We start from the raw sequence: 25,497 nt of genomic DNA on the forward strand, positions 1-25,497 counted from the left end.
CTACTTGAAGGGGATCGGAGGGCGGCAGGTGAACGGTACGGAGACCTCGTACGCGCCGTTCTTCAGCTGGACCAGCGCCCCGCAGCCGAAGCTGTCCTTCTGCCCCTTGGGCTCCGACCGGTCGCCGACGAGGGTCCCGGTGTCGGAGTAGCCCTGCGCGGCGCTCTGGAAGTGCGAGACGGTGAGGTCCCTGCCCGCCTTCTGCGCGATGGACACGAACAGGTCGGCAGACATGTAGCCGGTCAACATGTGCATGTTCAGGGGGACTTCCCGGCCGCCCGAAGCCGCCTTGATGTCCGCCTTGAACTGCGCCATCGCCGGGCCGGTCGACTCGAAGGGCTCGAACTGCAGCAGGACGTGCACCCCGTCGAGGGCCTGCCGGGTGGTGTCCTGGGCGAGCAGCCCCGGGTCGTAGTCGGTGGGGTCGGAGAGCAGGCCCTTGTACCCGGCGCGCTTGAGGGCGGTGAACAGGCCGATGTTGTTCGGGGTCTGCATGACCGACACGACCGCGTCGGGAGCCTTGCCCCCGCTGCCGGCGAGGAGGTCCTTCACGTACGCAGACCAGTCGCTCGGCACGGCGGTGGCCGGTACCGAGGCCTTGGCGTAGGAGACCGTGAACCCGGCGCTCGTGAAACCCTGCTGGAAGGTGCGGATGCCGAACTTGCCGGCGTCGCTGTCGTTGGCGATGATCGCGACCGACTTGCCCCCGGCCCCGCCGAGGATCTGGGCGATGCCCTCGGGCCAGGTCTGGTTCAGGGTGCCGCCCGGGGAGGGGACCAGGCAGCCGTTGAAGCCGTAGGCGTACTTGGGGCCGCAGAAGGAGGGGAGGGTGCCCCAGCCGAAGGTGGGGACCTTCTGCTGTTCCAGGAAGTCGGCGCCGGAGAAGGTGACCGAGCTCATGGGGGCGATCGCGAAGACCTTGTCCTGCTGGACGAGTTTGCGGGCGGCGGCCATGTTCTTGGCGGGGTCCTGGCCGTCGTCCTCCGCGCCCAGGTAGTCGATCTTGCGGCCGTTGATCCCGCCCTCCGCGTTGGCCCGCAGGTACCGGGCCTTCGCCCCGAGGTCGGTGTCCTTCTTGCTGTAGCCGCCGGCGCTGGTCATCGAGACGATGCCGCCGACCTTGACCGAGTCGCCGGTCACCCCGCGGGAGTCGGCGGCCGCGGCGGCGTCGTCGGGCTTGCCGGAGGAGCCTGCGGTGGAGGCGGAGTTGCAGGCGGAGACGAGCGCTAGTGCGGCTGCCGCGGCGGCCAGGGTGCGGATCGGTCGCAACATGTGTGGGATCCCCTCCGGTCGGAATCCCCGCATTCTGTGTGCGACCTGACGGATCGTCAATATTGCGGGCGAGCGTAAATGACGGATCGTCAGTCAACTGTTACGCGTAGTCCCTGCGGGCCGTCATGGCTGGTAGAGGGCCGCCACCTCCATCGCGTACGCCTTCTCGATCGCCCGCCGCTTCAGCTTCAACGAGGGCGTCAGCAGGCCCCGTTCCTCCGTGAACTGCTCCGCCAGCACCCGGAAGGTGCGGATCGCCTCGGCCTGCGAGACCAGCGTGTTCGCGGCCACCACGGCCCGCCGCACCTCCGCCGTCAGATCCGGATCGTGGACGAGCTGCGCCGCCGGCAGCTGAGGGCGCCCGCGCATCGACAGCCAGTGCGCGACCCCCTCCATGTCCAAGGTGAGCAGGGCGGCCACGTACGGCCGGTCGTTGCCCACCAGCACGCACTGCGCGACCAGCGGATGCGAACGCACCCGCTCCTCAAGAGCCGTCGGCGCCACGCTCTTGCCGTTGGACGTCACCAGGATCTCCTTCTTGCGCCCGGTGATCGTCAGGTACCCGTCCTCGTCCAGCCGCCCCAGGTCCCCGGTCGCCAGCCAGCCGCTGCGGAGCACCTCCTCCGTGGCACGCGGGTCGTTCAGGTACCCGGAGAAGACGTGGCCCCCGTGCAACCACACCTCCCCGTCGTCCGCGATGTGCACCGTACTGCCCGGGATCGGCCGGCCCACCGTGCCGTACTTCGTCGCGCCCGGCGGGTTCGCCGTGGCCGCCGCGCACGACTCGGTCAGGCCGTATCCCTCGAACACCGTGATCCCGGCCCCGTCGAAGAACAGTCCGAGGCGGCGCGACATCGCCGATCCCCCCGACATCGCGTGCCGGACCCGCCCGCCCATCGCCTCGCGGACCTTCCCGTACACCAGCCTCTCGAACAGCTGGTGTTCCATGCGCAGCCCTGCCGAAGGCCCCGGCCCGACCCCGAACGCCTTCTGCTCGCGGGCCTCCGCGTACCGCACGGCCGTCTCCACCGCCCGGTCGAAGGGCCCCGTACGCCCCTCCGCCTCCGCCTTGCGGCGGGCCGCCGCGAAGACCTTCTCGAAGACGTACGGGACCCCCAGCACGAACGTCGGCCGGAACGCGGCGAGGTCCGGCAGTAGCTCGGCCGCCGCCAGCACGGGCTGGTGCCCCAGCTTCACCCGAGCCCGGACCGCCGCCACCTCCACCATCCGCCCGAAGACGTGCGCGAGCGGCAGGAACAACAGGGTGGACGGCTGCTCCCCCGGCCCGGCCTGGAACACCGACTCCCAGCGGGCCACCATCGTGTCGGCCTCGTACATGAAATTGCCGTGCGTGAGCACACAGCCCTTGGGGCGCCCGGTGGTCCCCGAGGTGTAGATGATCGTGGCGACGGCATCGGGCGTGACCGCGGCACGGTGGCGGTGCACCAGGTCCTCGGCCACCCCGCTGCCGTCCGCGACGAGCGCGTCGACCGCCCCGGCGTCCAGCTGCCACAACCGCCGCAGGTGCGGCAGCCGCTCGATGACCGACCCGACGGTCATGGCCTGGTCCTCGTCCTCCACGACGCAGGCGGTGCAGTCGGAATCCTGCAGGATCCAGTGCACCTGGTCGACGGACGACGTCGGGTACACGGGCACCGGCTGCGCGCCGATCGCCCACAGGGCGAAGTCGAACAGCGTCCACTCGTACCGGGTCCGGGACATGACGGCGACCCGCTCCCCGAACCGGACCCCCTGGGCCAGCAGCCCCCGCGCCAGCGCGAGCACCTCGGCGGCGAGCTCCCCGGAGGTCACGTCCCGCCAGACCCCGCCCTCCTTGCGCCCGAGCACCACCCGGCCGGGATCCTCCTGGGCGTGCCGGAAGACGGCGTCGGCAAGCCCGCCGACGGGCGCCGCCGTAACGACCGGTGGGACGGTGATCTCGCGCATGCCCCGCTCCTCTCCGCGCAGCGCGGCGACGCTACCCCACACCTCCACACGGTTGATCACCGGGCGAAGACCTCCACAAGACCTCCCCAGGCAGGTGGGGGAAGGGTCGGCCGCCAGGAAACTCCCCGCAACGCCGGTCCGGAAACGCGGATCGCCCCGCCGATCGTGTGCGCGGTTTCGGGGGCGGCGCCGCAGCGGGCCCGCGGCAGCTCCGGGGCGGGTCGGGGGGCGGGGTCGGCGGTGGCGGGGCGCGTGCCCGGCGGCGGGCGGCCTCGCTCAGTTGCCCGCGGCTGCCGGCCCGCCCGGAACGAAGGAGTCCAGTGCCGTGTCGAAGTGGCTCCGCGCCTCGGCGAGCCGGCCGACGGGCGCCGACACCCACACGTCGTACAGGCGCCCGCCGTCCTCCCAGCAGACGTCGAAGGTGTGCCGGGCGCCCTCGGAAGCGGAGAAACCGTTCCAGGTGAACTCCCAGAGGGCGGCCGGCAGTCCGTTGTGCGTGGTCGGGACGACCGTGCCGTCGCGGTAGCCCGGGTTGGTGGCCGGGCCGTTCGCGTGCGAGAGCCGCATCACGCCGACCGGCCCGGCGGGCGCCGCCGCCTGCATCTTGATGCCGATCCGGAAGGCCCCGTCCGGCGAGACGTAGACGACCCGCTGGTCATCGGTGGTGCGCTGGAAGCCTGCGGGCAAGGCGAGGCTGAAGCCCTCGGTGTCGGACACCGACCGGTACCCGGCGGGGGCGGGCTTCGCGGTCGCGGGCGCCGCCGACACGGTGGGCATGGGCGTGGGCGTGGGCTTGAACGTGAGCGTCGCCGACGGCGCGGGGGAGTGCGCGGGGGGCGTGGCACCGGCGGAGTCCGTCGTCCCGCGCGCACCGTCACCGGGGCGGGAGGTGAGCAGCACCGCGCCGCCGACCGCGATGACCAGGAGCACCGCGATCAGGCCCGCCCGCACGGCCGGCCGGGTCCGCCGGGCCGTCCCCGGGGGAACGGCGGACGGGCGGGTGACGTGCTCGGTCGGCGCATGGCCGACCGGGGCAGTGGTGCCGGCCGCGGCTCCGGCCGGCGGGGCCGGGGCGAGGTCCCGCTCCGTGTCGGGCACCGTTCCGGTGCTCACGTAGGACGACAGCAACCGCTCGGCCTCCGCCGCGCCCATCCGTCGCTCCGGGAGCCGCTCCAGCAGGCCGCGGATCACCGGAGCCAGCGGCCCCGCCTGTGCCGGCGGGCGGATCTCGTCGTACACGACGGCGTGCAGGACCCCGCCGAGTGAATCGCGGTGGAACGGCGACTTCCCGGTCAGCGCCGCGCACATCAGGACCCCGAGCGACCACAGGTCGGACTCGGGCCCCGCAGCCGCTCCCTGCATCCGCTCGGGCGAGGTGTACTCGGGCGAGCCGACGAACGCGCCGGTCTCACTGATCGTGGTGGACCCGGCGAGCCGCGCGATGCCGAAGTCGGTGAGCACCACCCGCCCGGTGCCCGCCTCCACGAGGACGTTGGCGGGCTTGACGTCCCGGTGGAGCACCCCGCGTGCGTGTGCCGCGGTCAGGGCGCCGAGCAGGGCGAGCCCCATCCGTGCGGTCTCGGCGGGGCCCAGCGGCCCTTCGCTGCCGAGCCGGTCGGCCAGCGAACCGCCGTCGACGAGCTCCATGACGATGTGGGGGCGCCCGTCGTGCTCCGCCACGTCGTGCACCACGACGACGTGCGGATGCCTGACCTGCGCGATCGTCCGGGCCTCCCGCAGGGCGCCCCTGGTGTCCGTGCCCCCCTCGACGTGGAGCTCCTTGACGGCCACGGGCCGCCCGAGGAGTTCGTCGGATGCCCGCCAGACGGTCCCCATGCCGCCTCTGCCCAGGCGCTTCTCCAGGCGGTAGCGCCCGGCGATCACCATGCTGCCGTCCGGCCCGTCGTGCGACACGTTGCTTCCCCTCCGACCCCGTGCGCCCATGATGCCGCACCACGGGATCCACCCCCGCGGCCTCTGCCGGACAACGCAAAAAACCCCACCGAAGTGGGGTTTTCGCTCTGTGTGTCCGAGGGGGGACTTGAACCCCCACGCCCGATAAAGGGCACTAGCACCTCAAGCTAGCGCGTCTGCCATTCCGCCACCCGGACCGGTGGTCGGCCCCGGTTTCCCGCGGCGACAAGGACAACAATAGCAAAGGATCGGCGTGCCTCCGACCAGGTATTCGGGCCGGGCCGCTCGCTGACCTGCACGCATGTCCCAAAGGGGGCGGCGAGACGCATCGTCTCGTGGGCTAGCGGGCGGGCTCGGCGCGCTCGGCCCGCAGCCAGTCGTCGTTGTGCTGCCAGGCGTAGAGGGTGGTGCCGTCCATGTAGGCGTAGTACAGGCCGCAGCGCGCGGTGGCCTTCCCCCGGGCGTCCGCCGGGAACCAGTCCTGAGCGAGCGGGACCTCCTGCGCCTTCGGCCGGGGCTCGGTCGTGCAGGCGGTCGGGAGCCGGTCGTCCGGCAGGGTCGCCTTCAGTAGACGGTCGCCGCCGGTCGTCCGCAGTGCGTACCGCACCGACGTCGCCTCATCCTCCAGCCAGCGCGGGACCGAAGCCCGGGCCGACTTCGCTTCGGCGCCCGTCGCGTACGTGTCCGTCTCCTGGTGGCGGTCCTCGTACCAGTCGGCCGCCGCCGGCAGGGCGACGACGGTTGCGAGCCCCACCGCCGAGACGACTGCGGCGGTGGTCAGGATGACGGACCTGCGGATCATGCGGCTTTCGCTTCCCTCGGCGGCTGGCGTGCCTTCATCCTCCGGCCGGACCCGGGTGCGGCGCGTCCCTCCGCCGGGCGGGATCCACGTACGTCTCAGGTCGTACGGCACCGGAGGGCACCCGGATTCTGATACGCGCTGGACAGCGCGGGTGTCGAGGCGGTCGGATGAGCGCCGCACGTCTGCATCCGGGGGAGTCACGCATGGAAACACCGCACCGCGTCAGCACGTTGGAGCTCTTCTTCGACCTCGTCTTCGTCTTCACCATCACCCAGCTGACGGTGTTGCTCGCGGACGACATCAGCCTCCGGGGAGCCGGCCAGGTGCTGGTGATCTTCACCGTGCTGTTCTGGATGTACGGGGGCTACGCGCACCTGACCAACCAGGTGCCGCCCGACCGCACGGCGCGGAGGCTGCTGCTGATCCTGGCCATGGGCGCGTTCCTGGTGTGCGCGCTGGCGGTACCGACCGCCTTCGGCGCCGGCGGGGTCGCCTTCGGCCTGGGGTACGTGTTCGTCGTCCTCGTGCACAGCGCGCTCTACACGCAGGCGCACGGGTCCGGGGTGCTCTGGTTCGCGCTGCCCAACATGCTGTGTGCGCTGTCGGTGCTGGCCGCCGGGTTCTTCGACGGGCCGCCCGCCTGGGGGCTGTGGATGCTCGCCCTGCTGATCCAGTTCGCCGTACCGCAGCTCGTGCAGCGGGTGGCGGCGAGCGGGGCGGAGTCCGCCGGGGCCGTGGCCGAGGCAACGACCGTGACGACCGTCAGCGATCAGCTCGGCGGCATGAGCGCCGAGCACCTCGTGGAGCGGCACGGGCTGCTGCTGATCATCGTCTTCGGCGAGTCCGTCATCGCGATCGGCATCGGGACCGGCTCGCTGCCGCTGTCCGTGGGGATCGCCGGGGGCGCCTTCCTCGCGCTCGCCGTCGCGTCGGCGCTGTGGTGGATGTACTTCGTGCGCGACGAGGGTCGCGCCGAGGAGGTCTTCGCCGAGACGGCGCCCGAGAACCGCTTCAAGTTGGCGATGCTCGCGTACTACTACGCCTTCCTGCCCATGCTGCTCGGGATCGCCGCCTTCGCGGCGGGCGTCAAGAAGACCATCGGGCACCTCGGCGAGCACCTGCACACCGGCCCGGCGCTCGCCCTCGCGGGCGGGGTCGCCGTCTACCTGGCCGGGGACCTGGCCTTCCGGGCCGTGCTCGGCATCGGCCCCGCCCGCTTCCGGGCGGCGGCGCTGGTGCTCGCCCTGGCGACGGTACCGGTCGGTACCGGCACCGCGGGGCTCTGGCAGCTCGTGGCGCTGGTCGTCGTGCTCCTGGGGGCGCTGGGAGCCGAGGTCCGCTGGACCCCGGGCTGCTCGGCGGCTACGGGCAGCGGATGACCTGGCCGGCGTACGAGAGGTTGCCGCCGAACCCGAAGAGCAGGACCGGGGCGCCGGTGGGGATCTCGCCGCGCTGGACCAGCTTCGAGAGGGCCATCGGGATACTGGCGGCCGAGGTGTTGCCGGAGTCCACGACATCGCGGGCCACGACCGCGTTGACGGCGCCGATCTTCGCGGCGAGCGGCTCGATGATCCGCAGGTTCGCCTGGTGCAGGACGACGGCGGCCAGCTCCTCGGGAGCGACCCCGGCCTTCTCGCACACCTTGCGCGCCAGCGGTGGGAGCTGGCTGGTGGTCCAGCGGTAGACGGACTGGCCCTCCTGCGCGAAGACCGGCGGAGAGCCCTCGATGCGGACCGCGTGGCCCATCTCGGGGACCGAACCCCACAGGACCGGACCGATGCCGGGCTCCTCGCAGGCCTCGACCACGGCGGCGCCCGCACCGTCGCCGGTCAGCACACAGGTGGTCCGGTCGGTCCAGTCGGTGATCTCGGTCATCTTGTCGGCGCCGATGACCAGGGCGCGGGTGGCCGAACCGGCCCGGATCGCATGGTCGGCGGTGGCCAGGGCGTGCGTGAACCCCGAACAGACGACGTTGAGGTCCATGACGGCCGGGCTGCCGCCCATGCCCAGCTTGGCGGCGACGCGGGCGGCCATGTTGGGCGAACGGTCGATCGCGGTGGAGGTGGCCACCAGGACGAGGTCGATGTCGTCGGGGGACAGGCCGGCACCGGCGAGGGCCTTGCCCGCGGCCTGGTAGGCCAGCTCGTCCACCGGCTCGTCGGCGCCCGCCATGTGCCGGGTCTTGATGCCGACCCGGGAGCGGATCCACTCGTCGTTCGTGTCGACCATGGCCGCGAGGTCCTCGTTGGTGATCACTTTCGCGGGCTGGTAGTGCCCTAGCGCCACCACTCGTGAACCGGTCATGGGCGGGGTCCCCCCTCGTACGGAAGTCAGGATCACCCAGCTTGACCTGCTACCGGTCGGTACACGGGCACGTGACCCAACAGGATTACCGCCCCTTAATTTGGAGATTCCGCAGGATCTTCCTGCCGGGAGCGCCGCGCGACGGCAATCCGGGAGAATGGGCCCGTCAGCTGCACGACGAGGTGCGCGACGAGGAAAGAACGGGCGGGCTGATCACCATGGGACGGGTCACCGAGCGCCGTCGTGTCATACGGGTGCGGAACGGCGCGGCCGGGGTCCGCCCGGACACGCTGGTCGCCGAGGAGCCGCTGGAGATACGGCTGAACGGCAAGCCGCTCGCCATCACGATGCGCACCCCCGGCGACGATTTCGCCCTGGCGGTCGGCTTCCTGGTCAGCGAGGGCGTCCTCGGTTCGGCCTCGGACGTGCGGGCCGTGACCTACTGCGAGGGGGCCGCGGAGGACGGCACGAACACGTACAACGTCGTCAACGTGCAGCTCGCCCCCGGGGTCCCGGTGCCGGACATCACCCTCGAACGGAACGTCTACACCACCTCCTCCTGCGGCCTGTGCGGAAAGGCCAGCCTGGACGCGGTGCGCACGGCCACCCGCTTCCCGCTCCGCCCCGGCACCGCCGAGGACGCCCTACGGATTCCCGCGCAGCTCCTCGGGGAGCTGCCGGACCGGCTCCGGGCGGCCCAGAAGGTCTTCGACCGCACCGGCGGCCTGCACGCGGCCGGGCTGTTCTCGCCGGAGGGCGAGCTGCTGGACGTACGGGAGGACGTCGGCCGCCACAACGCCGTGGACAAGATCATCGGCCGGGCGTTCCAGGCCGGCCTCCTACCGCTGGAGGGAGCCGTGCTGCTGGTGTCGAGCCGGGCCTCCTTCGAACTCGCGCAGAAGGCGGTGATGGCGGGCATCCCGATCCTGGCCGCCGTCTCCGCGCCGTCCTCGCTGGCCGTGGACCTCGCCCTGGACTCGGGCCTGACCCTGGTCGGTTTCCTGCGGGGGCCGAACATGAACATCTACGCCGGCGAGGAGCGGATCGCGCTCTAGCGGCTCGACGGCCCCCGTCAGCGGCCCCGGCGGGTGCGCCGCTTGGCCGCCGGCGTCGGCTCGGGCTTCGGCGGGTCGATGCGGTGCAGGTCCAATGTCGCCGGGACCGGGGTGACGCCCGGGCCCCCGGATTCCGCCCAGGCGATGACCTCGTCCGTGGCGGTGTCGTCCAGGGCCCAGCCGAACCAGGCCGCACGGGCACCCCGGCGCCGCGCCTCGGTGGTGGGCTGGACGACGATCACGTTGGCCTGCGCGCACGGCCCGAGGCATTCGCTCGTACGGACGGCCAGTCGGCCCCCCGACGCCGCGGCGGCCTCACGCAGCCGGGCCAGCTGCCCCGCGTGGTCGGAGCCGGGATTCTTGCGGGGGTCCCCGCAGCAGCAGCCGCGGCAGACCACGAGGGTGCAGGGGCGTTCGGCGTGGGCGGCGAGCGGGCGTATCCAGGTCACCGCCGCACGTTACCGGGCCTGCGGTGCGGGGTGTTGGACCCCGGGGGAGACCTCCACCACATGCCCGGCGGGCAGTTCGGCATCCGCTCCGGGCGCGCAATCCCCGGCGCGGCGGCGCGCCAGTACCGCGCACACCATCAGTTGCATCTGGTGGAACAGCATCAGCGGCAGCACGGCGAGGCTCGCCTGGGCCCCGAACAGCGCGCTGGCCATGGGCAGTCCGGCCGCCAGGCTCTTCTTCGAGCCCGCGAACTGGATGGCGATCCGGTCCGCGCGGCCGAACCCGAGCCGCTTCGCCCCGTACCAGCTGACCAGCAGCATGACGGCGAGCAGTACGGCCTCCACCGCCACCAGGGCGCCCAGGCGCGGGACGCTGACCCGGTGCCAGATCCCGGCGGCCATGCCCGCGCTGAAAGCGGTGTAGACGACGAGCAGGATCGAGCCGCGGTCGACGTACCCCAGCACCTTCTTGTTCCGGACCAGGAAACCGCCGACCCAGCGGCGCAGGGCCTGGCCCAGCAAGAAGGGCAGCAGCAGCTGGACGACGATCTTGAGGAGGGAGCCGAGGGAGAAGCCGCCCGCGCTGCCGCCGAGCAGAGCGGCGGCCAGGAGGGGGGTGAGGACGATGCCGGCGAGGCTGGAGAAGGAGCCCGCGCAGATCGCGGCGGGGACGTTGCCGCGGGCGATCGAAGTGAAGGCGATCGAGGACTGGATCGTCGAGGGCACCAGGCAAAGGAACAGCAGCCCGTTGTGGAGCGGGTGCGTCAGGAGCGTCGGGACCAGGCCGCGGGCAGCCAGGCCGAGCACGGGGAACAGCACGAACGTGCAGGTCAAGACGGTGAGGTGGAGCCTCCAGTGGCGCAGGCCGTCGAGGGCTTCAAGGGTGGAGAGCCGGGCGCCGTACAAGAAGAACAGCAGGGCCACCGCCCCGGTGGCGGCGCCCTCGGCGACGGAGGCGGCCGCACCGCGGGCGGGCAGCAGGGCGGCGAGGCCGACGGTCCCGAGGAGGGCAAGGACGTACGGGTCCAAGGGCAGCCGGGAGGGTGTGAACGGGCGGCGCATGTACGGGGAGCTCTCCGGTCGGCGGCACGGGCGTGGGGCCCTCCATCGTCATGCCTGCCCCGGTCATCGGGAAACCCGCACACCGTGCTCACTGCCATTGCGGATCGTGATGACCGTGGCGCAGCATGGGGCCATGTACGACCCCGTCCAGCTGCGCACGTTCCTCACGGTGGCCCAGACCCTCAGCTTCACCCAGGCCGCGGGCCGGCTCGGGGTCCGCCAGTCCACCGTCAGCCAGCACGTACGGCGGCTGGAGGAAGCGACCGGGCGGCCGCTCTTCCTGCGGGACACCCACCGCGTGGAACTGACCGAGGACGGCGAGGCACTGCTCGGCTTCGCCCGGACCATCCTGGAGGCGCACGAGCGGGCCGCGGCCTGGTTCACCGGGACCCGGCTGCGGGGCCGGCTGCGGTTCGGGGCGTCGGAGGACTTCGTGCTGACCCGGCTCCCGGAGATCCTGGAGGGCTTCCGGCACGAGCACCCCGAAGTGGACCTGGAGCTGTCGGTCGAGCTGTCCGGAACCCTGCACGAACGGCTCGACGCGGGGCGGCTCGACCTCGTCCTGGCGAAGCGGCGCGGGCCGGGGGACGAGCGGGGCCGGCTGGTGTGGCGGGACCGGATGGTGTGGATCGGGGCGGAGGGGCTGCGGGTGGATCCGGACCGGGCCGTGCCGCTGATCGTCTTCCCGCCGCCGGGGATCACCCGGGCCCGGGCGCTGGAGGTGCTGGAGCGCGAGGGGCGGGCGTGGCGGATCGCCTGCACCAGCGGCAGCCTGAGCGGGCTGGTCGCGGCCGCGCGGGCCGGGCTCGGCGTGATGGCCCACACCCGGGGGCTGATCCCGCCGGGGCTGGTCCGGGTCCAGGGGTTGCCGGAGCTCGGGCCGGTGGAGTTCGCGCTGCTGCGGGGCGAGCGGAGCTCGCAGGCGGCGGAGGCCCTGGCGGCCGCGATCCTCTCGGGCGCGGACCGCCTGACCCGCCCGGCGTAGCCCTCCGGGGGGCGCGGGGCTCCGGGTCCGGCCCGCCGGCGCGGGCCTGACGGTCCCGGCCCCGTCGGCGTGCGGGCTCTGGCGGCCCCGAGCCACGCCCGGCCATCGACCTGCGGTCCGGCACCGGCCGTGCGGTACCGCTCGCCGCGGGCTCGGCTGCCGACGTCGGCTTGCGCACGGGGCGTTCGGGCCGGCGTCGGGTCCGCATGTCGGTCGGTGGCTTTCTCCCCGACCCTCCCCTTCTCCGTTTCCCAGGGCTCCGCCCGGACCCCCCGCGTGCGCGGCGCCGCACGCCTCACACGCGGGCGGGGGCGGCTCGGGCGCCGGTAGGGCTACGTGCTCAGGACCAGGAGGCGGTCGGCCGTGGGGAGGCTGCCCGGGGTGAGCGGGGCGAACGTGCGGGGGAGGGACAGGCGCGGTGTGTCGGATCGGGGGAGGGGATCGAAGAAGTACGCGGCCTCCGCGGCGGTGTCGCTGACCAGGTGGGGGTCGGCCGGTGAGGCCGTGGAGCGGGTCAGCGGGGTGCGGAAGAGCATGCGCAGGTGGCGGAGGGTTTCCGGCGTGACCCCCGGAGGGTCCGCCGCGGGGACCGCCGCCGGGACCGCCGGCGCGGCGTCCGGCGGGATCGCCCCCGACAGCAGCAGCGCCAGCAGCACCGGGACGGCCTTGCGGCGCAGGGCCTCCGTCGCTTCGTGCAGCCGGTGGGCGTGCGTCGCGGGCAGCGACAGCGCGAGGCTGCCGGCGCAGTCGCCGGTCGCGATCGGGACCGCCGAGCAGACCACGCCGGGGGAGTACTCGCGCAGGTCGTACACCGGCGCCCCCGGGGCGATCGCATCGAGGGCGTTGAACAGGACCCGGCTGTCGGTGATCGTCCGAGGGGTCAGCCGGGCCGGCCGGTACCGGGCGACGTGGTCGCGGCGCCGGTCGGGGTCCAGCTGGGTCAGCAGGCACTTGCCGACGGCGCTGGCGTGCGCGGCGGCCTTGAAGTCCACCCACTCCCGCACCGGTGGCGCGGCAGGCCCGTCAGCCATCTGGGTGATCCGGACCTCGCCCTCGGCGTACCGGCTCAGGTAGACCGCGGCGCCCGCGCTGTCCCGGGCCAGGGCCAGGGTGCGCTGGAGCTGGCCCGCGAGCCCCCCGCCGCCGTGTGCGGCGAGCCGGTCGAGGGCGGGCCCGCGCGCGTACACGCCGGCGCCGGGCCGGTACGCGTACTCCTCCTCGCACAGCATGGCCAGCAGCGGCCGAAGCTCCGCCTCGGCCAGGCCGGACTCCCGCCGCAGCTGGGCGGCCCGCACCCCCAGCGGATGCCTTTCGAGGACCCGTACGACGGCCAGCGCGCGACCCGCCTGTGCCAGGGCCTCGCTCGTACCGGGCGGCCGGACCGGCCCACGGTGCGGGGCCGGGGCCGGCGCGGGGCGCCGCAGCGGACCGGCCCGCTCCGCCGGCTGCGCCACCACCGGGGGCGGCGGCCGGAACACCTCCAGGACCGAGGGCAGTCCCGGCCTCGGCAGCGGCACCGGGCCCAGATCGGGATCGTCGCGCTGGTCGACGTGGCGCAGGACGGTCGCCTGCGCGCACAGCCGCACCTCGCGCAGGTCCCGCCGGCCGCTCGGCCGGTAGCCGCGCCGGCCCAGCTCGCGCGCCCAGAACCGGGCGTCGTGGTGTTCCCCGCGTCGGGAGTGGTCCAGGAACAGGCAGTACGCGGCCGATGCGGTCCGCGCCCGTCCGGAACCGGCGGCGAACTGCCACCAGAAGCGGGCGCCTTCGCGCAGCCCGGCCAGGTGCAGCAAGCAGCCGAAGACCACGGCTCCGGCCAGCTCGGCGTGCCCGTTCTCGACGAAGGCGGTGAGCTGGGCCTCGGCCTTCGGCGTGCACACGGCGGCCAGGCAGACGGCCTTGAGGTCGCGCCGGGCCCGTTCGGAGTCGAGCGGGCAGTCCCGCGCGGGGTCGCTCCACCCGTACGCGGCGCGGCGCCGCGAGGGCGTCGTGGCGGTCCGTCCCCGGGAGGCGCGCAGCAGCCGGGCCTCGGCCGCACCGAGGTCGTAGTGCGGGTACCGGTCGCGGACGCCGGCACGGGTCAGGAAATCGGCCAGGGAGCGGCGGGTGGCGTCGCCGCCGCGCTCCTCCATGTCCTCGCGGCGCCTCATGATTCGGCGGAGGCGTCGAGGATGCGGGCGAGCCGCCGGTGGGCCTGGCCGAGCTGCGAGCGGACGGTGGCCTCGTCGACGCCCATCACCGACGCGGCTTCGCCGGGGGTGCACTGGAGCCCGTAGCGCAGCAGCACGGCGTCGCGCTGGCGTTCGGCGAGCCGGGAGACGGCGGAGTAGAAGCGGATGGTGTCGGTCAGCACCTCGTACTGGTCGGCGTGGGCCTCCTTGAGGGCGGCTTCGAAGGCGCTGATGTCCATGGCTTCGGGCCAGGTGCCGGGCCACTGCTGCCGGTCGACGAGCCGCTGCTTGAGGATGGTCCAGGCGTAGGCGTCGAGCCGGTCCATGTGGAGCATTCGTAACCACTCGTTCATGATCGAGTCGAAGGCGGCGTCCACCGCGTCCTCGGCAGCGGTGTCGGAGCCGAGCTGCAGGTACGCGAAACGCATGTACGAGGGCCGCCGGTTGGCGTGGAAGGCCCAGTACGACAGGCGTGCCGTCGGGTCCCACTGGCTCATGGGCGTCTGCCGCCGTCGTCGGCTGGGCAGTCCCACGGCCCCGCCGGACTCCTCTGGTCCGCCATCGCTCACCGTTCCACCTCACCTCGTCCCCTGTGCGCGGACAGCCTGGCAGTGCGGGCGCACCCGGGGGGCGCGGAAGAGAGACCTCGAAGGATTACGTTCGGTGGTGATCGGTCCGTGATCGACTTCGATCGGGCGGGAGCCTGGTCCGCGCGTACGCATATGCCGGGGCCGTGCCGGCGGGTCGTGCACCGGCGCACGCCGTGCGACCGGCCAGGATGACGGCCTCCGCGAACCCGCCCGACCGAACCGCGGACACCGGTCCGCGATGATCCGCTCCGGCTGTAGCATGGGCCCCTTGCGAGGGCCGTGACGGAGAGGTCACGTCCCTCGCTTTTGCGTTACGTCCACCCCAGAGAAATGCGGCGCGTGGCCTTTCGGCGGTTCGATACGATGAACCGCATCACAATCCGTCACGTCACGTTGTCACCGCATAGATGAAATGGAGCATCCGAGGATGGCTCGACACCTGATCACCAGCGCGCTTCCCTACATCAACGGGATCAAGCACCTGGGCAACATGGTCGGGTCGATGCTTCCGGCGGATGTGTACTCCCGGTACCTCCGCCAGCGCGGCCACGACGTCCTGTACATCTGCGCCACCGACGAGCACGGCACCCCCGCCGAGCTCGCCGCGAAGGAGGCCGGCCTCTCGGTCGCCGAGTTCTGCGCGCAGGCCAACGACGCCCAGAAGGCGGTCTACGACGGCTTCGAGCTGTCCTTCGACTACTTCGGCCGCAGCTCCTCGCAGCAGAACGCCGAGATCACCCAGCACTTCGCGCGCCAGCTCCAGGCGAACGGGTTCATCGAGGAGCGCGCGATCCGGCAGGTGTACTCGCCGGTCGACGGCCGCTTCCTGCCGGACCGCTACGTCGAGGGCACCTGCCCGCACTGCGGCTACGACAAGGCCCGCGGCGACCAGTGCGAGAACTGCACCCGCGTCCTGGACCCCACGGACCTGATCGAGCCCCGCTCGGCGATCTCCGGCTCCACCGAGCTGGAGGTCCGCGAGACCAAGCACCTCTTCCTCCTCCAGTCCAAGCTCCAGCACGAGGTCGAGGCCTGGGTCGCGGAGCACGAGGAGGAGTGGCCGCAGCTGGCGTCCTCCATCGCCCGCAAGTGGCTGACCGAGGGCCTGCACGACCGCGCCATCACCCGCGACCTGGACTGGGGCGTACCGGTACCGGCCGACACCTGGCCCGAACTGGCCGCCGAGGGCAAGGTCTTCTACGTCTGGTTCGACGCGCCGATCGAGTACATCGCCTCCACCAAGGAGTGGGCGGACGCCGACCCGGCGAACCGCGACTACAAGGCCTGGTGGTACGAGGCCGAGGACGTGCGCTACACGCAGTTCATGGCCAAGGACAACGTCCCGTTCCACACGGTGATGTTCCCGGCCACCGAGATCGGCACCCGCGAGCCCTGGAAGAAGGTCGATTACGTCAAGGCCTTCAACTGGCTGACGTACTACGGCGGCAAGTTCTCCACCTCGCAGAAGCGCGGCGTCTTCACCGACCAGGCGCTGGAGACCCTCCCGGCCGACTTCTGGCGCTACTTCCTGATCGCCAACGCGCCCGAGTCCGACGACTCGTCGTTCACCTGGGAGCACTTCACCACCACGGTGAACAAGGACCTCGGCGGCACCCTGGGCAACTTCGTCAACCGGGTACTGACCTTCTCCCGGAAGAAGTTCGGCGACGAGGTCCCGGCCGGCAGCCCCGCCGGCGAGGCCGAGGCCAAGCTGGGCGAGCAGATCGCCGAGCTGCTGGCCGAGTACGAGGGCCACATGGAGTCCCTCCAGTACCGCAAGGCCGCCGCCGCGCTGCGCGCCCTGTGGTCAGCCGGCAACGCCTACCTCGACGAGAAGGCCCCCTGGCTGGAGGTCAAGACCGACCTGGACGGCGCCGCGCTCACCCTGCGCACCGCCATGAACCTCATCCACCTCTACTCGGTGGTCTCCGAGCCGCTCATCCCGGCGTCGGCCCGCACCATGCGCTCCGCGTTCGCGCTCGCCGACGACACGGCGACGTGGATCACCCCGGAGCAGGCCAAGTCGCTCGACGCGGTCCCGGCGGGAACGCCGTTCACCGTGCCGCCGGTGCTCTTCGCGAGGATCACCGAGGAGGACCTGGAGTCCTACCGCGAGCGCTTCGGCGGTTCCCCGGAGGCCTGACGGCCCCTGTCACCACCGGCTCCCCGAAGGGCGCGACCTCCCGAGGTCGCGCCCTTCGGCGTCGGCGGCGCCGCCGACGCGACCACGGCCACGGGACCGCCACGGGACCGCTACGGGACCGGCCGGGGTAGGGGAAACCCCACCACTAAGGCTCCGCCTGGGCGTGCAGACCCGAGGGGGCCGCACGGCTGGAATGGGTCCATGACCCCTTCCGCCCGCCCGCTGCCGCTCACGGCCCCCCGTCTCCCGTCCGCCTCGCCCACCGCCCGGTGGACCGCCGGCTGGCTGCTCGCGGCCGCCTGGGCGCTGTCGTTCCCCTTACTCTCCTCGCTCGGCCCGCACCGGCTGTGGGGCTGCTGCGCGGCCGCCGGATACCTGGTCGCCGCCGGGACCACCGTCCTGGGCCGCCCCCGCTCGGCGCTCGCCGCAGCCCTGACCGGAGCCGTCGTACTACCCCTGCTGTACCTGGTCCTGACCGGGCAGGGCCAGTCCGAGGTCGCCGTCATCGAACGGTCCGGGCGGCTCCTGCTGGAGTCCGGACACCTCTACGTGGACCGGCCCGCCGGGGTCGAGGAGTACACCCCGTACCTGCCCGGCACGGCCCTCCTCGGCCTACCGCACGCCCTGCTGGGCGGCGGCGACGGCTGGGCCGTGCGCCTCCTCGGCGATGCCCGGATCTGGTGTGCGGCGGTCCTGTTCGCCGCCCTGTGGGCCGGGCGCCGCATGCTCGGCGCCCCCGCCTCGCCGCTGCTCCCCGTCCTGGTGGCCTCTCCGGTGGTGGCCCTCCCGCTGGCGGTGAGCGGGGTGGACCTGCCGCTGGCCGGGCTGTGCTGCCTGGCGCTCGCGGCCGCCGCCTCGGGCCGGCCCGCGGCGGCCGGGGCGGCGCTCGCGGCGGCGTGCGCCGTGAAGTGGACCGCGCTGCCCGCGGTGGCGGTGGTCCTCGCGGTCCTCGGGGCCTGCCGGGGAGCCCGCGCGGCGGTCCGCTGCGCGACGGTGGCGGCGACGGTCACGGCCCTGCTGGTGCTGCCGGGGGTGCTGCTCCAGCCGGCGGAGGTGTGGCGGCAGGTGTTCGCCTTCCCGACGGGCCGGGCGCAAGTGCCGACCCCGGCGAACAGCCCCCTGCCGGGGCACCTGCTGGCGGCACTCGGGCCGTGGGGCTGGTACCTGACGGTGGCCCTGCTGGCCCTGGGCGCTCTGGTGGTGGCGCTCTCGCTGTGGGCGCGCCCGCCGCGCACGGTCGTCGCCGCCGCCGACCGGCTCGCCCTGGGGCTGACCCTGGCCTTCCTGCTGGCTCCGGCGGGCCGCTTCGGTTACCTAGCGCTGCCGGTCCTGATGGTGGTGTGGGCCCGCTCCGTGACCCCGCCGCCGTCCACCGCCCCCTCGCGGGTCGTGACCGGCACGCGGGCCCCCGGGGTGCGGCGGCTCCGAGTGCGGTGAGGCGGCCGGGCATGACCGCCGTAGAACGGCACCCGGTGCCCGGCGCGCAGGGCTTCCCGATGACCGGCCTCCGCTGCCCGTGGTGACGGAGCACGTCATGCGTCCCTGCGGCGGTGCATTCCACCGCCCGCCCGGGAACGGCGGCGGGCCGCGTGGCGTCCCTCCCGGGACAAGGGGATTTCGGAGCCGACGGAGGCATCGTGTTCACAGGACGACCGGTCCGCACCGGCAGGGCGGTGCTCGTCGCGGGCGTGCTGCTGGTGCTCTCGGCGGTCGGCTTCGGCGTGACGGCGCTGGTCCGGGCGAGTGATCCCGGGCGCAGCCCGCTGCACCGGGCCGTGGACGCCTACCTGGAAACGGTCGGTACGGGTGGCAGCGCGCCCGCCGCCACCTGCGCGGGCACCTCCGACCCGGCGGCGGAACTGCGCCGTCAGGGCGCCCGGTTCGGCCATCGGATCGTCTCCTCCACCGAGGGCGGCGGGCAGGCCACGGTCAACGTCGACCTCACGCCCGGCCACGGCCCCGCCGTCGCCTACTCCCTCGACCTGAGCCGCACGGGCACGGTGTGGGAGGTCTGCTCGGCGTCCCCCGGCCACATAGAGATCGACCCCTTCGGATGAGGTGACCGGGCGCCGGCCGGCATGATCTGGAAGGCGGCCCCTACGCGCCGCCCCGGCCCCGCAGGTGGGCCAGGACGGCCAGGACGCGGCGGTTGCCCTCCGCCGGGTCCAGGTCCAGCTTCGTGAAGATGCTGCCGGAGTGCTTCACGACGGAGGCCTCGGTGATGAACAGGCGGGCCGCCACCGCCTGGTTGTTGAAGCCCTCCGCCATCAGGGCGAGCACCTCCCGCTCCCGGGGCGTGAGACGGGCCAGCGGCCGGTCCGCCGACGTCGGTGGTGCGAGCAGCACGCGCACCACCTCCGGGTCGATGACCGTCTGGCCCCCGTGGACCCGTTCCAGAGCGTCGAGGAACTCGGCCACCTCGCCGACCCGGTCCTTGAGCAGGTAGCCGAGCCCGGCCGCCGAACCTCCGGTGAACAACCGGGCCGCGTACGCCGTGGCCACGTACTGCGAGAGCACCAGGACCGGCAACGAGGCGTCGCGGGAACGCAGTTCGAGCGCGGCCCGCAGTCCCTCGTCGCGCAGCCCGGGCGGCATCCGTACGTCCGTGACGACCACGTCGGGCCGCTCGGCCGCCACCGCCTCCAGCAGGGCGGGGGCGTCGCCGACGGCGGCGAGCACCCGGTGGCCGCCGAGGGTCAGGAGTTCCGTCAGCCCGGCGCGCAGCAGGACGGAGTCCTCGGCGAGGATCACCCGGAGCACGGGACCTCCACGCGCAGTTGCGTCGGCCCGCCCACCGGACTGGACACCGTCAGCCTGCCCTGCAACATCGCCACCCTGTCCGCGAGACCCGCCAGGCCCGCTCCCGCGCCGGGATCGGCGCCGCCGCGGCCGTCGTCGGTGACGGTGAGAGTGAGCCGGTCCCCCTCGACCCTACCGGCGACGTCGACGTGCGAGGCACCGCTGTGCTTGGCGGCGTTGGCGAGGGCCTCGGTGACGGTGAAGTAGGCGGTGGTCTCCACTGGTTCGGGCAGTCGGGGCAGGTGCGCGAGGTCCAGCGTGACCGGTACGGGATGGCGCAGCGCCACCTCGGCGACGGCCGCCGCCAGCCCGTGGTCGGTCAGCACCTGGGGGTGGATGCCGCGGACGAGGTCCCGCAGCTGCTCCAGGGCCAGCTTCGCCTCGGCGCGTCCGCGCCCGACCAGCGCCGCGGCCTCGGCCGCCTCCGGGATCCGGCGCAGCCGCAGCTCTGCGAGGCCCAACGTCATGCTGAGGGCCACCAGTTGCTGCTGAGCCCCGTCGTGCAGGTCGCGTTCGATGCGCCGGCGCTCCGCCTCGAAGGCCTCCACGAGCCTTATCCGCGACCGGGTCAGCTCCAGCACCCGGCCGTCCTCCTCGCGCGGGCCGAGCAGCAGCCGGGCCGTCCGCACCTGCGCCCCGGCGATCAGCGCACCCGCGTACGCGGCCAGCACCAGCCCCGCCAGCCCGGTGGCCGTTGCGCCCAGCGCCTCCAGCGGGCCCGTGACCGCCCGGCCGGGTATCAGCATCACCGTCTCGGGGGCGAGCGCCCACACGATGACCGGGGCCGCCACCAGGAGCAACGAGAACGCCAGGAGCGCCAGCACCCCGAACCCGGCCGCTCCGAACACCGTCCCGAGCAGCGCCGCGTACCCGAGCTCCCGCCAAGTGGCGCGCTCCCGCAGCCGGGTGCGCAGCCAGGCGGCGGCGCCGGCCCCGGCGAGCGAGGTGTGCGGATCGGCGACCGGCGCCGGGTCAGCCCACCGCAGCCGGCGCCGCTCCAACTCGCCGAGCGGCACGGCGCCGGCCACGGCGGCGAGCAGGAGCAGGAGTCCGACCCCGGCGACCGCCAGCAGCACCCCGAGACCCACGAGCAGGACCAGCACCACCAGCACCGCGTACCCGAGGGGGAACCCGCTGCCCAGGTAGGCCCAGCACCGCCACGGCCACCACGACCCGAGGAAGCGCCACGGCCTCCGCATCACCGCCCACACGGCCACCGGGGGGACGAGGGGGGAGGCGGATCCGGACATGCGCTCCAGCGTAGGGGGTGCCGGACGGCTGCTGGCGGGCCGTCACGTCGTCGCGCCGCCGATGGCGAGGACGAACAGGAAGGCGCGCGCGCTGCCTTACAGGAACGGGCCGGGCGGGTGAACCGCGCGCTCATGGCCACCGGCCCCGTGCTGTCCCGCGGTCCGGCGCCGTCCCCCGGCGGGGTGCTCGTACGGCCGATGGCTTGAACTCGCCCCTCGGTCGAAGATCTTGACGCGTCTGCGGCGTATCGAAGCGCCGCCGTGATCGTTTCTTCAGCCGAACCCCTCACGACCGGGAGGACGCGCGGTGACCGCTTGGCAGTACTTCGCCGGAGCAGGCCTGGTGGCGGCGCTCTGCCCGCTGCAGTGCCAGGTGGCGGTCGCGGACGACGGCGCCACCACCACCGCCGATGTCAGCGCCGTGGCCAGCGCCGATGTCGGCGCCGGCCCCGAGCACGGCCCCGAGCACGGCCCCGAGCACGGCCCCGAGCACGGCCCCGAGCGCGGCCCCGAGCGCGGCCCCGGAGCGTTCGCGGGCGTCGGCCACGGCCCCGGAGCCTTCGCGGGCGTCGGCCACGGCCACGGAGCCCGGCTCGACGCATGTGTCCCGGCCGGGCAGCCGCCGCGGCCGCCCGCCGCCGTACCGCCCGCCGTCGTGCCCCCTGCGGTCCGGCCTCCGGTACGGGGCCCCGTGCCCGGCGCGGACCGGCCGACCGTGCACCACCCCGGGCAGGGCCCCGCGCCGGCCGTCGCAGCCCCCGCACCGGTGGCGCCGCCCCGGCCGGCGGCGAATGCGGGGGCCGCGCAGCCGGAGCCCGCGCCGCCCGCGCCGGATCCCGGGCCGGTCGCCGCGCCGGCGCCGGCCGAAGCACCTGCCCCGCCCCGGGCCGCAGCCGCGGCCGCGCCCGCGGCCGCCTTCCACGTGCGCCCGTACCGCCCCGTCGCCCTGGAGCGGCGCGGCCCGGGCGGCATGTCCACCGTGATGCTCATGGTCGTCGTCACCACCCCGGCCGTGCTCGCCGCCGCCGCGCTGCGGCCGCGTTCCAAGAGCCGCAGCTGAGCCCCCGCATCCACCCACCGATCCACCAACGGGAGAACCCTCGTGTCCGAATGGCTGGTCCTGGCCGTCGCCATGGCGCTCGTCTGCGCCCTCGTCCTCGCCTTCACCGCGCTCCGGCACCGCCGGGTCGCGGAGGACGAGGACACCAGCGAAACCCCCGATGTCATCGAGTACATGACGATGATGGTGGGCGTGGTCTACGCGATCGTGCTCGGCCTGGCCATCGCGGGCGTCTGGGAGGCGCGCGGCGCCGCCGAGGACAGCGTGCGCCGCGAGGCCCAGTCGCTGTACGAGGTCACCCAGCGCGCCGACGTCTACCCGACTCCCGTCCGCGACCGGATCCGCGGCGAGGTCGACGCGTACGTCTCCCACACCGTCGCCGTGGACTGGCCGCTGCTGACCGCGGGCCAGGGTGCCTCGCCGCAGGGCGCCGAGCTGCTCGGCAAGCTGCGCACCGACGTCACCCACCAGAGCCCGGCGAACGAACTCCAGGCGCAGGCCTACCAGCCGCTGCTGGACCACATCGCGGCCGCCGACGACGCCCGCCACTCGCGCGTGCAGGCCGACGAGTCGACCCTGCCGGGCGTGGTGTGGTTCGGGCTGCTGGTCGGCGGGCTGGTCACGGTGGGGCTGATCTTCACCCTGCAGATCCGCCGGTCCGGCCGGGAGCTGCTGCTGGCGGGACTGTTCAGTGCGCTGATCGTGTTCCTGCTGTTCATGGTGTGGAGCTTCGACGCACCCTACGGCCGGGAGGGAATCGATTCCGCGGGCCCGTTCCAGGACCTGTTCCCGAAGGTGGCGCTGGCCGCGGCCCAGCGTTGAGCCCACCCGGGTCCCGGTGAGGATCCGGTGGGCGGGGGCCCCGGTGCGGGCTCCGGAGGGCCGGCGCTCAGGCCGGGCCGCCGCCCGTCAGCGCGACCTGCCGGCGGACGGCCGCCACCACCGGCGAATGCCGCAGGGCGTGGGAGATGCGGACGAGGTCGCGCGGCCCGCCGAGGGTGTCGAGGACGCTCTCCTCGCTGGCCCCGATGACCGCACCCTCCGGGTCCGCCGAGCGGGCCCGGACGGCGGCCGCGACCATCGCCGCGTCGGCGACCGCGAGGGCCGTCTCCTCCTCCGCCCCGCCCGCGAGGGCGCGCGCGTACGCGTCCTCGCGGCGGCTCAGGTCGAAGTACGGGCCCAGGTGCAGGAATCCGTCGTGGATGTCCGACTCGCGCTGGATCACCCGCAGTTCCGCCGGGGCCCACCAGGACATCCGCACACAGGGCGTACCGCTGGGGGCGCCGATCTGCACCTCGTCCCAGAGCGCGCCGAGCCGCCGGTAGGTGGTCCAGGTCTGCCAGCTGTCGGACAACCGCTGGCACAGCAGGGGCAGTACGAAGCCGATCGCGCTGATCAGTGCGCCGACGGAGGCGAGCGGCGGGGCGATGTACGTGCTCAGGTCGTCGAGGTCGTGGCCCGCCCAGCGGGCGATGACGGCGGAGATCTTGGTGGCGTCGTAGCTGAGGTTGAAGACGTAGCCCGACACGATGATCATCAGGCCGATGCGCAGCCAGCCGTGCACCTGGAGGGACCAGCGCCAGCACATGGCCACCATGACGACGGCCGCCACCAGGTGCGCCGTCAGATAGAGGGCGATCATCTGCTGGATGTAAGGGGTGTTGGCGTAGTACGTGTCGAAGTCGCGCAGCCGCTCGACCGGGGTCTCGCCGAGGAGGAAGAGCACCACCAGCACCACGACGACCCCGGCGTAGCCGAGCATCCAGCGGCGCGAGATGCGCCGGGTCTCTTCGGGCGGGCCGCCGCGCCAGTTCACGATGAGCACCAGGCAGGCGGCGCTGAACAGGGTGATCAGGCAGTAGACGAGCGGGGCGGAGACGTTGGTGACGCCGGTCCAGCGGTTGACCGCCACGATGGTGGGGGGCGCGGCGAAGGTGAACACCGATCCGGCCAGGATCAGCAGGGCGCAGACCGACCGCAGGAGCGGGTCGCGCCAGTTGTTCCGTAGCGCCGGCAGCTTGAAGGCGAGCGAGACCGCCAGGGCGGCTGCCGGTATGTAGTAGTCCTGGCCGTTCAACGGTCGTTCCTGTGCCCCCGGTATCCGAGCGAGGCCTCGATGCGGCCCGCCAACTGGTCACGCTGTGCGGGCGCCCGGTGGCCCGTGGAACCGGCGAGCCAGTTGCGGCAGCGGCTGCCCAGCAGTAAACCGAACGTCTCCGCCTCGGTCTCCTCCGAGACGTCGGCGCGCGTGCGCGCGGCGACGCTCCGGACGGTCTCGCCGAGGTCGGCCTCGTCGGACAGCATCCGGGCGGCGACGGCGGCTCCGTCGACGTGGTGGCTGCAGTGGCCGGCCTTCATGTGCCACAGCTCGTGACCCAGGATGACCAGCTGGTGGTCGGGCGCCGTGCGTTCCTCGATGACCACCAGGTCGCGGTCCGCCATGTCGAGCCACAGGCCGCTGGCCGTCCCCGGCGGGAACGAGGCCATCCGGAAGTCCACCCGGCGGCCGCGGTGCCTGCTCATGCCCTCGCAGAGGGCGGCGTAGAGGTCCACGGGTTCCGCGGGCGCGGTCAGCCGGAGCCCGGCCACCAGTTCGCCGCACAACCGGCGCTGCTCTCTGCCTATGCTCACCGTTCTCCCCGTCGGCGCGGATCCGGATCAGGACTCAAGGATCAGACCCAGACTCTCGACTGGGTCAGGATTCATTCGGTTTGACGCTTTCGAGGAGCATGTCCAGCCATTCGGTCACCTTGTCCCGGTGTTTGTCGCTCGGCAGTTGGGCGGCGCGCCAGGCGATGCCCCGGACGCCGTGGTTCTGGAGAAGTCTTGCCAGCGGATCGCCGGTCGATGCGGCCGGGGCGGGTACGGTTTCGCGCGCGCGGCCGGCGTAGTCCTGGAGCAGCTGCTGTTCGGTCCGCTGCAGCGCGTCGGTGAGGGCGTCGGCGTCGTGCGCGGTGAGGAAGCCGGCGTGGACACCGAAGAAGCGCTGGATCGCGTCGCAGTGCTCCATGGTGGGCCTGCGGTCGCCGTTGATCAGGGCGCCCGCCTGCTGCCGCGACATGGCGGCGCCGTCCGCGATCTCCTGCTGCGTGTAGCGGCGTCCGTTCGGTTTCAACCGGGTGCGCCGGAGCAGGTCGAGGCGCTGGAGGAATCGGGTCTGCAGGCAGGGCTCGCCGGCGGGCCGGCCGTCCAGCAGGGTCCTGACCACGTCGGCGGGGACGCCGGAGGCCTCGGAGAGGCGGCGCAGGTCGAAGACCTTGTTCAGGTCGTGGCCCATCTTGCCCGCGAGTTCGGCGACGCGCGTGACGGTGGCTGCCAGGGGCGCGTTGGCCACCGCGACGGGAGCCGGGAAGCCGTCTGTCACCAGTGGTTCTCCTAGATCGCGGCGGGGTCTGTACGGGCACATGGTCGGCTTTTGGAATCTAGCCGAGGAGCCGCCGCAGGGCCAGAACTTGCCACAGCTGTGGCGGGAATGAGCTGTCAAGAGGCTGGAATTGCCACGATAGTTGACACTCGAATGAAGTCGGTAGCAGGATCGCCAGAGGAAATTGAAGATCCAGACCGTGAAGAGGGGGAGCTCTCGGTGCCACATCTCGCAGCGGTGGGCCCGTCCGATGGCCTCGCCCGAGCCGGTGAGGAGCGCCTGGCGGGCGAAGATTCCGCACGCGGCGCAGTGCGGTCGGAGCGACGCAAGGAG

General features: G+C 73.3%; 21 protein-coding genes, 1 tRNA gene and 1 pseudogene. 8 read left to right on the plus strand and 15 right to left on the minus strand.

The window, feature by feature from the left end; genetic code table 11:
* The 5 genes from OG974_RS03425 to OG974_RS03445 form a co-directional block, all read right to left on the minus strand.
* On the minus strand, positions 1-1,272 hold the full coding sequence (locus OG974_RS03425; RefSeq protein ID WP_327279462.1) for an ABC transporter substrate-binding protein: 1,272 nt from the start codon (positions 1,270-1,272) through the stop codon (positions 1-3).
* A 123-nt stretch (positions 1,273-1,395) separates the two neighbouring features.
* The gene (locus tag OG974_RS03430; protein ID WP_327285849.1) at positions 1,396-3,219 is read right to left on the minus strand and encodes a long-chain fatty acid--CoA ligase; all 1,824 of its coding nucleotides are present in this window, start codon (positions 3,217-3,219) and stop codon (positions 1,396-1,398) included.
* 276 nt (positions 3,220-3,495) lie between these two features.
* A complete protein-coding gene (locus OG974_RS03435; RefSeq protein ID WP_371646716.1) occupies positions 3,496-5,106 on the minus strand; it encodes a protein kinase in 1,611 nt (536 codons plus the stop codon).
* Between the two features lie 139 nt (positions 5,107-5,245).
* Positions 5,246-5,330 (minus strand) — tRNA-Leu (locus tag OG974_RS03440).
* A gap of 143 nt (positions 5,331-5,473) precedes the next feature.
* Complete coding sequence (locus OG974_RS03445; protein WP_327279463.1) at positions 5,474-5,935, minus strand: hypothetical protein; 462 nt, start codon at positions 5,933-5,935, stop codon at positions 5,474-5,476.
* Positions 5,936-6,138: 203 nt separating this feature from the next.
* Here OG974_RS03445 and OG974_RS03450 point away from each other — a divergent pair, with 203 nt between their 5' ends.
* Entirely contained in the window at positions 6,139-7,314 is a 1,176-nt protein-coding gene (locus OG974_RS03450; protein ID WP_328764285.1) for a low temperature requirement protein A, read from the plus strand.
* Here the strand turns inward: OG974_RS03450 and OG974_RS03455 are convergent.
* Complete coding sequence (locus OG974_RS03455; protein WP_327279465.1) at positions 7,298-8,239, minus strand: beta-ketoacyl-ACP synthase III; 942 nt, start codon at positions 8,237-8,239, stop codon at positions 7,298-7,300. The two genes, OG974_RS03450 and OG974_RS03455, sit on opposite strands and share 17 nt — an antisense overlap.
* A 218-nt stretch (positions 8,240-8,457) precedes the next feature.
* On the opposite strand from OG974_RS03455, the gene fdhD reads away from it, so the two are divergent.
* Positions 8,458-9,294 carry a formate dehydrogenase accessory sulfurtransferase FdhD gene (gene fdhD, locus OG974_RS03460; protein ID WP_327285851.1) on the plus strand — a complete coding sequence of 279 codons (837 nt, stop codon included), beginning with the start codon at positions 8,458-8,460 and terminating at the stop codon, positions 9,292-9,294.
* Positions 9,295-9,311: 17 nt separating this feature from the next.
* Here the strand turns inward: fdhD and OG974_RS03465 are convergent, their stop codons facing one another.
* Positions 9,312-9,743 (minus strand): (2Fe-2S) ferredoxin domain-containing protein, encoded by a 432-nt coding sequence (locus OG974_RS03465; RefSeq protein WP_327279466.1) that lies wholly within the window; start codon positions 9,741-9,743, stop codon positions 9,312-9,314.
* A gap of 9 nt (positions 9,744-9,752) precedes the next feature.
* A complete protein-coding gene (locus OG974_RS03470) occupies positions 9,753-10,805 on the minus strand; it encodes a bile acid:sodium symporter family protein (RefSeq protein WP_371645350.1) in 1,053 nt (350 codons plus the stop codon).
* A 133-nt stretch (positions 10,806-10,938) separates the two neighbouring features.
* Here OG974_RS03470 and OG974_RS03475 point away from each other — a divergent pair, with 133 nt between their 5' ends.
* On the plus strand, positions 10,939-11,790 hold the full coding sequence (locus tag OG974_RS03475) for a LysR substrate-binding domain-containing protein (RefSeq protein WP_327279468.1): 852 nt from the start codon (positions 10,939-10,941) through the stop codon (positions 11,788-11,790).
* A 635-nt stretch (positions 11,791-12,425) separates the two neighbouring features.
* On the opposite strand, the pseudogene OG974_RS03480 reads toward OG974_RS03475, so the two are convergent.
* Both OG974_RS03480 and OG974_RS03485 read right to left on the minus strand, forming a co-directional pair.
* Positions 12,426-13,145: pseudogene (locus tag OG974_RS03480) on the minus strand (IclR family transcriptional regulator C-terminal domain-containing protein); the annotation flags it as partial.
* Between the two features lie 788 nt (positions 13,146-13,933).
* Positions 13,934-14,455: a sigma-70 family RNA polymerase sigma factor gene (locus OG974_RS03485; RefSeq protein ID WP_327279469.1), complete on the minus strand. Its 522-nt coding sequence runs from the start codon at positions 14,453-14,455 to the stop codon at positions 13,934-13,936.
* A gap of 520 nt (positions 14,456-14,975) precedes the next feature.
* Here OG974_RS03485 and metG point away from each other — a divergent pair.
* From metG to OG974_RS03500, 3 genes are all read left to right on the plus strand, one after another.
* Complete coding sequence (gene metG, locus OG974_RS03490) at positions 14,976-16,691, plus strand: methionine--tRNA ligase (RefSeq protein ID WP_327279470.1); 1,716 nt, start codon at positions 14,976-14,978, stop codon at positions 16,689-16,691.
* 201 nt (positions 16,692-16,892) lie between these two features.
* Complete coding sequence (locus OG974_RS03495) at positions 16,893-18,128, plus strand: glycosyltransferase 87 family protein (RefSeq protein WP_327279471.1); 1,236 nt, start codon at positions 16,893-16,895, stop codon at positions 18,126-18,128.
* Between the two features lie 200 nt (positions 18,129-18,328).
* Positions 18,329-18,748 (plus strand): hypothetical protein, encoded by a 420-nt coding sequence (locus OG974_RS03500; protein WP_371645353.1) that lies wholly within the window; start codon positions 18,329-18,331, stop codon positions 18,746-18,748.
* Between the two features lie 40 nt (positions 18,749-18,788).
* Here the strand turns inward: OG974_RS03500 and OG974_RS03505 are convergent, their stop codons facing one another.
* Both OG974_RS03505 and OG974_RS03510 read right to left on the minus strand, forming a co-directional pair.
* Positions 18,789-19,451, minus strand: a complete 663-nt coding sequence (locus OG974_RS03505) for a response regulator transcription factor (RefSeq protein ID WP_327279473.1) — start codon at positions 19,449-19,451, stop codon at positions 18,789-18,791.
* Entirely contained in the window at positions 19,439-20,740 is a 1,302-nt protein-coding gene (locus tag OG974_RS03510) for a sensor domain-containing protein (RefSeq protein WP_327279474.1), read from the minus strand. The genes OG974_RS03505 and OG974_RS03510 overlap by 13 nt, the downstream gene beginning before the upstream one ends.
* 307 nt (positions 20,741-21,047) lie before the next feature.
* Between OG974_RS03510 and OG974_RS03515 the strand changes: the two genes are divergently transcribed.
* Both OG974_RS03515 and OG974_RS03520 read left to right on the plus strand, forming a co-directional pair.
* Positions 21,048-21,800 (plus strand): hypothetical protein, encoded by a 753-nt coding sequence (locus OG974_RS03515; protein WP_371645355.1) that lies wholly within the window; start codon positions 21,048-21,050, stop codon positions 21,798-21,800.
* 42 nt (positions 21,801-21,842) lie between these two features.
* Positions 21,843-22,622 (plus strand): hypothetical protein, encoded by a 780-nt coding sequence (locus tag OG974_RS03520; protein WP_327279477.1) that lies wholly within the window; start codon positions 21,843-21,845, stop codon positions 22,620-22,622.
* Between the two features lie 67 nt (positions 22,623-22,689).
* Here OG974_RS03520 and OG974_RS03525 read toward each other — a convergent pair whose 3' ends face one another.
* From OG974_RS03525 to OG974_RS03535, 3 genes are all read right to left on the minus strand, one after another.
* A complete protein-coding gene (locus tag OG974_RS03525; RefSeq protein ID WP_327279478.1) occupies positions 22,690-23,877 on the minus strand; it encodes an MAB_1171c family putative transporter in 1,188 nt (395 codons plus the stop codon).
* Complete coding sequence (locus tag OG974_RS03530; protein ID WP_327279479.1) at positions 23,874-24,431, minus strand: toxin-antitoxin system, toxin component; 558 nt, start codon at positions 24,429-24,431, stop codon at positions 23,874-23,876. Before OG974_RS03530 ends, OG974_RS03525 begins: the two co-directional genes overlap by 4 nt.
* Positions 24,432-24,495: 64 nt before the next feature.
* Entirely contained in the window at positions 24,496-25,164 is a 669-nt protein-coding gene (locus tag OG974_RS03535) for a helix-turn-helix transcriptional regulator (RefSeq protein WP_327279480.1), read from the minus strand.
* Positions 25,165-25,497 lie beyond the last annotated feature (333 nt).

Source organism: Streptomyces sp. NBC_00597 (assembly GCF_041431095.1).
Classification (GTDB): Bacteria; Actinomycetota; Actinomycetes; order Streptomycetales; family Streptomycetaceae; genus Streptomyces.